Below are 11770 nucleotides of genomic sequence, written 5' to 3'. Positions count from 1 at the left end.
AAACAGACTTTAAGACTTACTTGACGGCGTCTTTCAGAGCCTTGCCAGCCACGAATGAAGGCACGTTGGCTGCAGCAATCTGGATCTCTTTACCAGTTTGCGGGTTACGGCCGGTGCGGCCTGCGCGGTGGGTGACCTTGAAGGTGCCAAAACCGACCAGCTGCACAGCATCACCTTCTTTCAAGCTCTGGGTAATACCATTGATGATCTCTTCCAGAGCCACTTTGGCCTGAGCTTTGCTCAGATCTGCTTTGGCGGCAATCGCATCGACAAGTTGAGCTTTGTTCATAACATTTCCTTTATGATCGGGCATTTAGCGCTGGGTCACTCTATGCAAAAAAAAACGCTCAAGCAAAGGCTTTATCGAGCAGGGGGCGTCAAACGCTGGGGTTTTCATCAAGATCTGCGGAAAAAGTCACATTCCAGCCCTGAAAAACCCTGAACCAACCGGCCTCTCGCCCTTCAACAAGCTCAATTTGACACCCACCTCAATACCACTTAACAATATCCCGGCAAGCCTATTGACGCTTGGTCAGATTTTCCCTAGTTATAGGGTGTGTCACTGTTCAAACGGCTAGGAAGCCCCATCAATCGCCCGGCCTTGCCCCATGGAGGGATTATGTTGACGAAACTGGAACAGACCAAACAGGCGCTGGCAGGAAAACACAAGGCTATCGACGACTGGCTGGATGCAAGACAAGCCCTGCTGGTCGAATACATGCGGCTGGCTGGCCTTACTCCGGCCCGAACCAAACAGCGATGCCTGCCCAAACCCGAAGAGCTGCAGCACTTCTGTGACAGACTGGTCGACTACGTCAGCGCAGGCCACTTCGAAATCTACAATCACGTGGTCACCGCCTTCGAGCAGGCCAGCGGCGAAACGCTGGAGCTCGCCAAGCGCATCTATCCCCATATCCGTACCAGTACCGAACTGGCTCTCGAGTTCAACGACAAGTACAGCGAGGCTGATGAAGCCCAACTGCTGCTGCTCGATGATGACCTCAATGAACTGGGACCTGTGCTGGAGGAGCGCTTCAAACAGGAAGATCGTCTTGTCAAGGCACTCCATGTGGTGGAATCCCTTAGTGCACAACAGGCTTGAACGCCATTTTCGGAGCAAGTTCAAGATATGGGCAGTCAAGGTGGATTACACTCAAAGCAATGACCATCGGGTCCACACTGATTGCATACAAGATTGCATACAAGGAGATGAGCATGTCTGAGCGCCGCCGTTTTGCACGGATCCTCTACTTGACCATGGCTGAACTCACGCAGGGGGAACGCAAGTGGCGCACTCAGCTTGTCGATATTTCCCTGCAGGGTGCGCTGCTAATCCGGCCTGACGACTGGGTGAGCAATGAGAACAAAGAGTACCAGCTGAGCTTTGTCCTGAGCGGCAGTGACATCGAGATCAAGATGCAGGTAGAGCTGAACCATGAGGCCAGCAAGAAGCTGGGCTTCTACTGCCATCACATCGACATCGACAGCGCCACTCACCTGAGGCGGATGATCGAACTCAATGTGGGCGATGAGGAGCTGCTGCACCGGGAGCTGGAGCAGCTGCTGAGCGAGCATCTGGAACACAGCCAGCCCTGACGTTCCATATTTCCCCGTAATCCCGTAAATAAGAAGAGCGCCTTGGCGCTCTTCTTATTTTCGTTCATCCCAAGACATAGTCTTTTAGTTGCACCGGATTACAGCGCCTCGAGCGCATCAGACAACTTCTTGACCGGTACTACTTCCATCCCTTCGATTGGGTGCTTGGGGGCATTGGCGTGCGGCACGATGGCGCGGCGGAAACCATGCTTGGCCGCCTCTTGCAGTCGCTCCTGACCGGACGGCACCGGACGAATTTCGCCGGAGAGCCCGACCTCGCCAAACACCACCAGATCCTTGGGCAGCGACTGATCGCGGAAGCTGGAGACCATGGCCAGCAGCAGGGCCAGGTCAGCACTGGTCTCTTCCACCTTGACCCCGCCAACCACGTTGATGAAGACATCCTGATCCGCCATCTGCAGACCACCGTGGCGGTGCAATACAGCCAGCAGCATGGCGAGCCGGTTGTGATCCATCCCCACCGCCACCCGGCGCGGATTGGAGAGCTGGGAGTAATCCACCAATGCCTGCAGCTCCACCAGCAGCGGGCGGGTGCCCTCCCAGATCACCATCACGATGGAGCCGGGAGCCTGCTCCTCTCCCCTGCTAAGGAAAATGGCAGAGGGATTGCTTACCTCCCGCATTCCCTGCCCGGTCATGGCAAAGACGCCAAGCTCGTTGACCGCCCCAAAACGGTTCTTGTGGGAGCGCAAGGTACGAAAACGGGAGTCATGGCCACCATCGAGCAGCACGGAGCAGTCGATACAGTGTTCCAGCACCTTGGGGCCGGCCAGCGTGCCATCCTTGGTCACATGGCCCACCATGAAGATGGCCACGTGGTTCTGCTTGGCGTAGCGAGTGAGCAGCGCTGCCGCCTCCCGCACCTGCGAGACGGAACCGGGCGCCGACTGCACATCCGCCACATGCATCACCTGGATGGAGTCGATCACCATGATCTGCGGCTGCTCCTGCTGGGCAATCAAACAGATCCGCTCGACGCTGGTCTCCGACAGCATCCGCAACTTGTCGGTAGGCAAGCCGAGGCGATTGGCGCGCATCGCCACCTGCTGGAGGGACTCCTCACCGGTGACATAAAGGGTTTTCATCCGCTCGGCCAGACCACACATGGTCTGCAGCAGCAGGGTCGACTTGCCCGCCCCCGGGTTGCCACCGATAAGAATGGCAGAGCCTGGTACCACGCCGCCGCCAAGAACCCGATCCAGCTCCTTGAAACCGGAGGAGAAACGGGGGATCTCGGTAGTGGCTATCTCTGCCAGTGTCTGCACCTGACTGCCAATTGCACCGGCATAACCGGTATAACGGGCACTCTTGCCGGCAGGAGTCACCGACCCGAGGCGCACCTCGGTAATGGTGTTCCACTCCTTGCACTCACTGCACTGGCCCTGCCAGCGTGTGAAGTCGGCACCACATTCGGAACAAACATAAGCAGTTTTATTTTTGGCCATTGATTACTCGGGGACAGGATGAATTCCTGCTTGATATACTTGTTTGCGACCGACAGATCAAACCCAGAATCGGAAAAGTGACTTTCCGTGGCAGGAACACATGGATTCAGAACACCAACAATATCTGATTGAACAACTTGTCCCCTTGTTGCGGGAGAAAGATTTCGAGGAGATCTTCAACCGCATGACCCAGGAAGAGAACAGCAACAGCCGTTTTCTGCTCAAAATGGAGCTAAAACGCAAATGCTCTCCGTGCCGCAGGGTCATCGACATGCGCGATGAGCTGGCAGATGAGTGTCTGATCCATGAGTTCGACGGCATTACCCACTTCATGCCGGCCGAGGCGATCAACCTGTTCCAGTCCCAGTGCTATCTCTACCGTGACGCCTATACCATAGGGGTCAACGAGGCACTGCAACAGTGGCAAAAACAGCAGCACCACGCTCGCGTCGATGGCCACCTCACCCCGCCGGCCAGTCCGTTCAGGCAATATGATGTCAATACCATCGCCTTCGCCAGCTACTACGGCCGCCGTCAGGAGCGGATGCACTTCAGCTCGCCGGTACTGCTCAAGCTGCCGGATGGTGAAAAGCTGTTTGCCAAGAGTTCCGATCTCTCCCTCGGCGGGATGCGCATCTCGGTGCCCTATCTACCCAGTTACCATACCGGCGCTCAGGTCGAGGTCTTCTTCACCGGGCTGGAACGCGACAACCCCAACCCGGTACTGCACCAACCGGTCAATTACCAGATCCTCGGGGAAGAGAGCAAAGAGGGAAAATTCTGGCTGCGGCTGGTGCGCACTGGCGAGCAACCCGCCTTTGACGCTTTTTTGAAAGAGTTCATCGAAGTCAACAAGGTGCGCTACCGGGTCAGCGTCGACTACCTGCTCTCGGCCGCCATCATCAAGGGGTACGAGCAGTTCTACCTGCCACGCATGACCGGCATGCCGCTCTTCTTCGGGACCGGCGACAGCCCCTGCCTCGAGATTGCCCTGCGCACCGAGAACAACCAGCATCTGCTGGAGTACTGGCGTGACGAGAAGAACCGCGATGCGCTGGCGGGGCTCTTCAATGCCGAGCGGATGAAGCGACTCTGCCCCGCCCCCGGTGCCACCAGCGAAACCCTCATCTACTGCTTCACCCACACGGTGCGCAGCCACATCTACTTCTTCTCGGCAACTGCCGAAGAGCTGCGCCAGAGCGGCCTGACCGCCCTCTTCTTCCAAGTGGGCTCACGCCGCCCCAGCTGGCGCGTCTACAAGTTCACGCTGGAGGCGTGCGAACTGCTCGAAGCGGATGTCGGCCAGCTGCAGGGGCTCGAAAACCCGCAGTTGCAGGACATACTGCTGCTCGAGCGACTCAAGCAGATTGGCTATTGCGGCCTGCTGCAGGAGATCAGTCAGGAGTCCCAGCGCGAAGAGTTCTATCAGGAGGGGGAGGCTGGCAGCAACGCCAACGAGTTGCAGCGTTTTGGCCACGAGCAGGGGGTTGCCCCCTTCGAGATCGAGACCCTGCACTATGTCCAGCTGCGCAAGGAGCTGCGCTACATCCACAAGACGGCAGTCGCCATCCACCACAACGGCAAGTCCTGGCTGGGCTGGACCCGCGACATCTCGGCCCATGGCCTGCAGATCGAGCTGGAAGAGGCGTTTGTCGGCGAGAAAAACGATGTGGTGACCATTGCCCTGCCCCGCCTGCAGGAGCTCTCCAAGAGCATGGACTTGCAGCATCTCTCCTATCGGCTGGTCAGTCTCAACATGACCCGTACCGTGCTGCATCTCTGCATCGAGGGGGATTCCGATCGCCACACAGGTCGCCAGTTCTTCAGCCTGCTGATCGAAAGCAACCAGAACAAGCTCAAGGCAGCGCAGGAGCAGCGTCGCTACCGCGGGCTGGCCCGCGCCCTGCGCAACATCTACACCCACCACCTGTTCAACTCGCCGGTCTACATCAACAAGCTGAAGGGGGCCCCCAAACCCGCCTCCATCGGCAAGTCGCTCAAGCCGCGCAGCCTGCAACGGCTGCTCACCGCCTGCGCCGAGCTGCCGGAGCAGGAGAACCTCTATCCGCTGTTTCAGGGAGAGCTGCTCAAGGAGCTGCTGATGACGCCGCTGCGCAGCATAGAGCGGGAGGACAAGCCGAAGGAGGAGGAGGTCTACATCGCCAGCATCCAGACCAGAGCTGGCCTGCCCATCTTCCGCAGCCGTCTCGCCAGCGAGTTCACCGGCGTGAAGGAGAAACGCCAGTTTATTGAGCTGGCGCTACAGGAAGGGGAGTTCTACTCGGTGCTGGTCGGCGTCTCCCGCACCGGGCGCCCCGACACCAACTTCATTGCCAACGAGCTGGATTACATCGCCAAATTTGCCATTCACAAGGCGAAAAAGCTGGAGGAGGAGCTCTGGAGCGTCGTCGGGGTCGGCGAGCTGACCGACACCACCCAGGCGACCCTGTTCCGCCTCGGCATCACGCCGCCACTCAACTGATCCCGGCCACAAGAAACAGGGCGCATCATGCGCCCTGTTTTTTTATCACGCGGCCTGCGGATCCAGCAGCCAGTCGAGGATCCGGGGGAAGTGATCCTCCTGCGCCTGCGGGGCGGTCAGCATATTGATATGGTCGTAATCAAGCCGGTTGCCGTTGTCCCGGCCAAGCCGGGTATGGCGGGTCCTTGAGCCCATCTCGTCGCTGAAACGGCGCACGTCGGTGGGGTGGCCCAACACCTTGTCCGCCTTGGCCGAGATCATCCAGAGCGGCGGCCAGTTGACCCGGGCAGCCGCCTCGTCATAGGCAAAACCGTCGTGAGGATCCTGCCAGGGACCGCACTTGACCCAGGGGATGGTCTCCTGCAGGTAGCGCAGCGGCTCGTCATCGGCACCAATCTTGAGATCCCGAGCAGCCAGAAAACCGCGGCGACGCGCCAGCCATGGGGCCAGCCGGTTCCAGATCAGATCCACCTTCAACCAGCGCTCGGGATTTTGCACCGACACCCCGCGCTTGGTGCCGAAGAAGAGCAGGCTGGCCACCTGCTCTGCAAGTTCGGGAAAGCGCACCAGCGTGGAGGCCATGATGACGCCGCCCCAGGAGTGAGCCACCCAGTGCACCTTGAAGCCTTGGTGGCGCGCGGCAATCCAGCGGTGCAGGGCGGGCAGATCCTCGGTGATCAGCTCGTGCTGACCGTGCTCCGCCAGCTCGGCGATGGCGGGGGTACTGAGCCCGCGCCCGCGCAGATCGGCGACATAGACCTGAAAGCCGTGGCGAGCCAGAAAGCAGGCCAGCCCCTTGCCCGACTCGGTGTAGAAGATGCGACCGTTCTCGATGGCGCCGTGCACCATCAGGATGGGTTCACCATGAACGGCCGCCCCCGGTTTGATATGACGGACGTGCAGTTGATGCTTGCCACAGGGGACAAAGAGTGATTGCTGCAACAATTCCATTTCGATTGGTTTCCTCCATGAAACAATATCAGGGGCGATCCCAGCGCCTTTCGCTACAGCTGCGTGCCGAGAGCAGGCAGAGCACACCCTCCAGATCATGATGATTGAGGGTCGCTGCAGCCTGAGCCCGCACCAGCGGTTTGGCATGGATGGCGATGCCAAGACCCGCCACCGCCATCATTTTGAGATCGTTGGCGCCATCGCCGATGGCCACGGTCTGGGCGGGAGCAATTGCATACTCGGCCGCCAGCAGCTGCAACACCTCGGCTTTGACGCTGGCATCGACGATGCGCCCGCTCACCTTGCCGGTCAGCTGGCCCCCTTCCACCGCCAGCTCGTTGGCGAAGATGGCATCCAGCCCCAGCTCCCGCTGCAACTGACCGGCAAAGCGGGTAAAACCGCCGGAAGCGATTGCCACACGCCACCCCGCCTGTTTGAGGGTATCGACCATCAGCTGCAAGCCCGGCATCCAGGGCATCCATGCCGCCACCTCATCGAGGATGGCGACAGGCGCCCCCTCAAGCAGCGCTACCCGATTGCGCAGACTGTCGGCAAACTCCAGCTTGCCCTGCATGGCGGCCGCGGTCACCGCCGCAACCTGATCGCCCACCCCCGCCAGCCGTGCTATCTCGTCGATGCACTCGATGCGGATCGCGGTGGAGTCCATGTCCATCACCAACAGACCGGGCTCACTCAGGGTCGGCAGCGCGGGCAGATGGCAGAGATCGCTCTCCCACACCCTCTCCTTGAGCGCGGCCACCAGCTCGGGCGAGAAGCGGTCGGTACCGAGCAACAGTAACGGGCAACCTGCTACCTCGGTCGCCGGATAGAGGGTCGCCGTCACCCCGTGCTCAGCCAGCAGGGGCGCCAGCGCTTCCAGAGAGGCCGGCCCCAGCGCCTTGCCAAACAGCACCAGCCAGCCAGCCGCAAGGGGAGTTCCGGTCGGTTGCAGGGCATCTGGGGTCAGCTGCCACCAGGGGGAAGATGACAGCTGGGCGGGCCATTCGGATAAGGAGGTGGGGAGCCGGGACAACAACATAAGCGATACGCCTTCCATGGTGATCAAGGGGTTAACAATAGTGGCCCAGAGTAGCGTATTGCTTTTTGCGCAGGCAAGCGCCAAGATCCCGCAACTTCCGGTCAGCATGAGGTCTCGCGCTTGCAGCGTCATCTTCCCATCAAACGTGTGCTCAGTCTGGTAGCCGGCCTGCTGCTCGGCTGCTGGGTACTGGTTGTGCTCCTCCATATGCAGGGAGAGAGTCAGGCCGCCCTGCACAGCGAAGCGCGCAACCGCGCCCAGGCGCTGGTCGCCTATGCCGCCCGCGATATGAAGCGCTGGATCAAGGAGGACAACAGCAGCGAGCTGGAGCGACTAGCCCGGGATCTGGCGACCGAGCCGGAGATCCTCGATGTCACCCTCTATGATGGACGCGGCATCCCGCTCGCCCAGTCGGAGCAGGCCGTTCCGCTGGAGAGCCTGCTCCCCATCGGCAGCGACAACAAGTCGATGCCGGAGCAGGGCAAGGGACGCATCCAGTTCGTGCAGGAGATCCAGGACGGAGCCCAGACCCTCGGCTATCTGCGCATCACGCTGGAAGAGCAGCAAATGCTGGCGGACAAGGATACCCGGCTGAAAGTGACACAGGAGAAACAGCGGCTGATGCTGCTGGTCGCCCTGCTGGCCGGCGTACTCATCTCATACGGCATTCGCCGCAACTACATGCGGGTGCGCAAGCACAAGAAAAAGAGTGCGCCCCCCTCCCCTCCACCGGAAAACTGATGGCCCGGACAGAGAGCAGATAAAAAAACGGCGGCCCGCAGGCCGCCGTTTTTTATTCGCAAGGGGATTACTTGTCGCCCAGCAGGACGGAATCCAGTGCGATTTCGATCATGTCGTTGAAGGTCAGCTGACGCTCTTCGGAGGTGGTCTGCTCACCGGTACGGATATGATCGGAGACGGTGCAGATGGTCAGTGCCTTGGCACCGTACTCTGCAGCCACGCCGTAGATACCGGCGGCTTCCATCTCGACACCCAGGATGCCGTATTTTTCCATGACGTCGAACATGGAGGGGTCCGGGGTGTAGAACAGGTCGGCGGAGAAGATGTTGCCCACGCGCACGGCAACGCCCTTGTTCTTGGCAGCCTGCACAGCATTGGCAACCAGGTCGAAGTCGGCGATGGCGGCGAAGTCGTGATCCTTGAAGCGCAGACGGTTTACTTTGGAATCGGTGCAGGCACCCATACCGATTACCACGTCACGCAGTTTCACATCTTCACGCACGGCACCGCAGGAACCAACGCGGATCAGGGTCTTCACACCGTAATCGGTGATCAGCTCTTTTGCGTAGATGGAGCAGGAGGGGATACCCATGCCGTGGCCCATTACGGAGATACGACGGCCCTTGTAGGTACCGGTAAAGCCGAACATGTTGCGCACGTCGCAGATCTGCTCGACGTTCTCCAGGAAAGTCTCGGCGATGTACTTGGCGCGCAGGGGGTCGCCCGGCATCAGCACGGTATCAGCAAAGGCGCCATCTTTCGCATTGATATGAGGAGTTGCCATTCTCTTGATTCCTTCACACTTGGGTTGAGTTTTATTGTCTTTATTAAAATTGCCCGCCACCTGAGTGGCGGGCAGGTAAATTACAGGAAGCTGGTACCGTATGCCAGTTTGGGCAGACCGTGGTACGCCGCAATGCTCTGGCCGATGTCGGCAAAGGTCTCGCGACGGCCGACGGAACCGGCTTTGACCGGCTTGCCGTAGAACAGTACCGGGATGTACTCGCGGGTATGGTCGGTACCGCTCCAGGTCGGGTCACAACCGTGGTCTGCGGTCAACACCACCACGTCGCCATCCTGCAGCAGGTCGAACAGCTCCGGCAGGCGGGAGTCGAAATACTCCAGCGCATCGGCGTAGCCCTTCACGTCGCGACGGTGACCGTAGGAGGAGTCGAAGTCGACGAAGTTGGTGAAGACGATGGTGTTGTCACCGGCCGCTTTCACCTCTTCCAGGGTGCGATCCCACAGCTCGGTCAGACCGGTACCCTTCACTTTCTTGGTGATGCCCTGCTCGGCATAGATGTCGGCGATCTTGCCGATGGAGACCACCTGACCACCCGCGTCCTTCATGTAGTCCAGCACGGTCGGTGCCGGCGGCAGCACGGAGTAGTCGTGACGGTTGCCGGTACGCTTGAAGTTGCCTTTGCCACTGCCCACGAACGGACGCGCGATGACGCGGCCGATGTTGTAGGGCTCCAGCAGCTCGCGCACGATGTGGCACAGCTCATAGAGCTTCTCGAGGCCGTAGGTCTCTTCGTGGCAGGCGATCTGGAACACCGAGTCAGCAGAGGTGTAGAGGATCGGCTTGCCGGTGCGCATATGCTCTTCGCCCAGATCGTCCAGCACCTGGGTACCGGAGGCGTGGCAGTTGCCGAGGTAACCCGGCAGACCGGCCTTCTCGACAATGGCATCCAGCAGCTCCTGCGGGAAGCTGTTGGTATGATCCTTGAAGTAGCCCCACTCGAACAGTACGGGCACACCGGCGATCTCCCAGTGACCGGACGGAGTGTCCTTGCCGGAGGAGAGCTCCTGAGCGTAGCCGTAGGCACCGACCACCTCGATATCTTTCTTAAGACCTGCCGGGAAGGTGCCGGAAGCCTGTTCACAAGCGTGGCCGAGGCCCAGCTTGCTCAGGTTCGGCAGATTGAGGGCACCGCGGCCCTGCGCTTCACCAGCCGCACACGCCTTGGCGATATGGCCAAGGGTATTGGCGCCCGTGTCTCCGAACTTGTCAGCGTCGGCGGCAGCGCCGATACCGAAAGAGTCCATCATCAGGATAAAGGTACGTTTCATGGGACTTCCCCTTGTTACAAATCAGCCAGGGTGATACGGCGGTACACTTCAGGCAGTGCCTCGGGCCGCTCTCCACCAATCCGGACAGCCGCCTGCACCATGCTGGCAGCCTGAGCATATTGCTCTTCAGTCTGAGCGTGGATCATGGCGATCGGCTTGTCAGCATCGACGCTCTGACCCAGGCGGATAAAGTCGGTCAGACCAACCGCATAATCAAGTTTGTCACCGGCAGCGCGGCGACCGCCGCCCATGGCGACCACGGCCAGACCCAGTTCGCGGGTATCCATGGCGGTCACGAAGCCGCTGTTGGCCGCGAAGACCGGGCGCACGATGGCGGCTTTGGGCAGGTAAGCGTCGTAACGCTCCATAAAATCAGCCGGGCCACCCAGGCCAGTCACCATGCGACCGAAGATCTCGGCAGCCTTGCCGTTATCCAGCACCGCCTGCAGCTTGGTGCGGGCATCGCGCTCGTCGCTGGCCAGACCGGCGGAGATCAGCATCTCGGCACACAGCGCCATGGTCACTTCGTGGATGCGCGGGTTGCGATATTCACCGGTCAGGTAGCGCACCGCTTCACGCACTTCCACCGCGTTACCGGCGCTGGAGGCCAGCACCTGGTTCATATCGGTCAAGAGCGCTGAGGTGCGACAGCCGGCACCGTTGGCCACGGCCACAATGCTCTTGGCCAGCTCTTCAGAGGCTTCAAAGGTCGGCATAAAGGCGCCGGAGCCCACTTTCACATCCATCACCAGCGCTTCGAGCCCGGAGGCGAGCTTCTTGGAGAGAATGGAGCCGGTGATCATGGCGACAGATTCGACGGTGGCAGTAATGTCACGTACTGCATAGATACGCTTGTCGGCCGGGGCAAGATCGCCAGTCTGGCCGATGATGGCGACACCCGCCTCTTTCACCACTTTCAGGAAACGATCGTTGTCGACCGAGGTCTGGTAGCCGGGGATGGCATCCAGTTTGTCGAGGGTACCGCCGGTGTGGCCCAGGCCACGGCCGGAGATCATCGGCACGAAACCGCCGCAGGCGGCGACCATCGGGCCAAGCATCAGGGATACAACGTCACCCACACCGCCGGTGGAGTGCTTGTCGACAATCGGGCCACCCAGATTGAGGTGATCCCAGGTCAATACCATGCCGGAGTCGCGCATGGCGCAGGTCAGGGCAACCCGCTCATCCATGGTCATATCTTTGAAGTAGACCGCCATCGCCAGCGCCGCAATCTGGCCCTCGCCGATGGTGTTGTTGGTAATGCCCTGAACGAAGAATTGAATCTCTTGGGTACTGAGCGCTTCACCGTTGCGCTTCTTGCGAATAATTTCTTGAGGCAAAAACATCTTTCATTCCCTCCGCCATTGCTGGCGTTACACAAGCCTGAATCCTTGCCCGCGCACCACAGGTGGGGGCTTAACA

The 11770-nt window shown here is 60.0% G+C and carries 11 protein-coding genes; 4 read left to right on the top strand and 7 right to left on the bottom strand.

Annotation, left to right across the window (positions count from 1 at the left end):
* Positions 1-16 precede the first annotated feature (16 nt).
* On the bottom strand, positions 17-289 hold the full coding sequence (hupA, locus tag BS300_RS14645; RefSeq protein ID WP_005340484.1) for a nucleoid-associated protein HU-alpha: 273 nt from the start codon (positions 287-289) through the stop codon (positions 17-19).
* 330 nt (positions 290-619) lie between these two features.
* Here hupA and BS300_RS14640 point away from each other — a divergent pair, with 330 nt between their 5' ends.
* Both BS300_RS14640 and BS300_RS14635 read left to right on the top strand, forming a co-directional pair.
* Positions 620-1102: an Rsd/AlgQ family anti-sigma factor gene (locus BS300_RS14640; RefSeq protein ID WP_033112959.1), complete on the top strand. Its 483-nt coding sequence runs from the start codon at positions 620-622 to the stop codon at positions 1100-1102.
* A gap of 113 nt (positions 1103-1215) precedes the next feature.
* Positions 1216-1596, top strand: coding sequence for a PilZ domain-containing protein (locus BS300_RS14635; protein ID WP_041209115.1), 381 nt, complete (start codon positions 1216-1218; stop codon positions 1594-1596).
* 98 nt (positions 1597-1694) lie between these two features.
* Here the strand turns inward: BS300_RS14635 and radA are convergent, their stop codons facing one another.
* Positions 1695-3062 carry a DNA repair protein RadA gene (radA, locus tag BS300_RS14630; protein WP_071913603.1) on the bottom strand — a complete coding sequence of 456 codons (1368 nt, stop codon included), beginning with the start codon at positions 3060-3062 and terminating at the stop codon, positions 1695-1697.
* Between the two features lie 100 nt (positions 3063-3162).
* Here radA and BS300_RS14625 point away from each other — a divergent pair, with 100 nt between their 5' ends.
* Positions 3163-5544: a PilZ domain-containing protein gene (locus BS300_RS14625; RefSeq protein WP_071913601.1), complete on the top strand. Its 2382-nt coding sequence runs from the start codon at positions 3163-3165 to the stop codon at positions 5542-5544.
* Between the two features lie 45 nt (positions 5545-5589).
* Here the strand turns inward: BS300_RS14625 and BS300_RS14620 are convergent, their stop codons facing one another.
* Together BS300_RS14620 and serB are read right to left on the bottom strand one after the other, a co-directional pair.
* Positions 5590-6495: an alpha/beta fold hydrolase gene (locus BS300_RS14620; RefSeq protein ID WP_071913599.1), complete on the bottom strand. Its 906-nt coding sequence runs from the start codon at positions 6493-6495 to the stop codon at positions 5590-5592.
* A gap of 28 nt (positions 6496-6523) precedes the next feature.
* Entirely contained in the window at positions 6524-7534 is a 1011-nt protein-coding gene (gene serB / locus BS300_RS14615) for a phosphoserine phosphatase SerB (protein ID WP_071913597.1), read from the bottom strand.
* Positions 7535-7654: 120 nt separating this feature from the next.
* Here serB and BS300_RS14610 point away from each other — a divergent pair, with 120 nt between their 5' ends.
* Complete coding sequence (locus tag BS300_RS14610; RefSeq protein ID WP_041209110.1) at positions 7655-8275, top strand: AhpA/YtjB family protein; 621 nt, start codon at positions 7655-7657, stop codon at positions 8273-8275.
* A gap of 67 nt (positions 8276-8342) precedes the next feature.
* Here BS300_RS14610 and deoD read toward each other — a convergent pair whose 3' ends face one another.
* The 3 genes from deoD to deoA all read right to left on the bottom strand — a co-directional run bounded on the left by deoD (position 8343) and on the right by deoA (position 11694).
* Positions 8343-9059 carry a purine-nucleoside phosphorylase gene (gene deoD, locus BS300_RS14605; protein ID WP_005340471.1) on the bottom strand — a complete coding sequence of 239 codons (717 nt, stop codon included), beginning with the start codon at positions 9057-9059 and terminating at the stop codon, positions 8343-8345.
* 80 nt (positions 9060-9139) lie between these two features.
* Complete coding sequence (locus tag BS300_RS14600; protein WP_043851167.1) at positions 9140-10348, bottom strand: phosphopentomutase; 1209 nt, start codon at positions 10346-10348, stop codon at positions 9140-9142.
* A 14-nt stretch (positions 10349-10362) separates the two neighbouring features.
* Entirely contained in the window at positions 10363-11694 is a 1332-nt protein-coding gene (gene deoA / locus BS300_RS14595) for a thymidine phosphorylase (protein WP_042030712.1), read from the bottom strand.
* Between the last annotated feature and the right edge of the window lie 76 nt (positions 11695-11770).

Source organism: Aeromonas sp. SCS5 (genome assembly GCF_001887375.1).
Classification (GTDB): domain Bacteria; phylum Pseudomonadota; class Gammaproteobacteria; order Enterobacterales; family Aeromonadaceae; genus Aeromonas; species Aeromonas jandaei.
This window is presented reverse-complemented; position numbering and strand designations above follow the sequence as displayed.

Excerpts from the sequence above, each read along its gene's own strand:
- hupA (WP_005340484.1), bottom strand. The coding sequence starts at position 289 with ATGAACAAAGCTCAACTTGTCGATGCGATTGCCGCCAAAGCAGATCTG.
- BS300_RS14640 (WP_033112959.1), top strand. The coding sequence starts at position 620 with ATGTTGACGAAACTGGAACAGACCAAACAGGCGCTGGCAGGAAAACAC.
- BS300_RS14635 (WP_041209115.1), top strand. The coding sequence starts at position 1,216 with ATGTCTGAGCGCCGCCGTTTTGCACGGATCCTCTACTTGACCATGGCT.
- radA (WP_071913603.1), bottom strand. The coding sequence starts at position 3,062 with ATGGCCAAAAATAAAACTGCTTATGTTTGTTCCGAATGTGGTGCCGAC.
- BS300_RS14625 (WP_071913601.1), top strand. The coding sequence starts at position 3,163 with ATGGATTCAGAACACCAACAATATCTGATTGAACAACTTGTCCCCTTG.
- BS300_RS14620 (WP_071913599.1), bottom strand. The coding sequence starts at position 6,495 with ATGGAATTGTTGCAGCAATCACTCTTTGTCCCCTGTGGCAAGCATCAA.
- serB (WP_071913597.1), bottom strand. The coding sequence starts at position 7,534 with ATGTTGTTGTCCCGGCTCCCCACCTCCTTATCCGAATGGCCCGCCCAG.
- deoD (WP_005340471.1), bottom strand. The coding sequence starts at position 9,059 with ATGGCAACTCCTCATATCAATGCGAAAGATGGCGCCTTTGCTGATACC.
- BS300_RS14600 (WP_043851167.1), bottom strand. The coding sequence starts at position 10,348 with ATGAAACGTACCTTTATCCTGATGATGGACTCTTTCGGTATCGGCGCT.
- deoA (WP_042030712.1), bottom strand. The coding sequence starts at position 11,694 with ATGTTTTTGCCTCAAGAAATTATTCGCAAGAAGCGCAACGGTGAAGCG.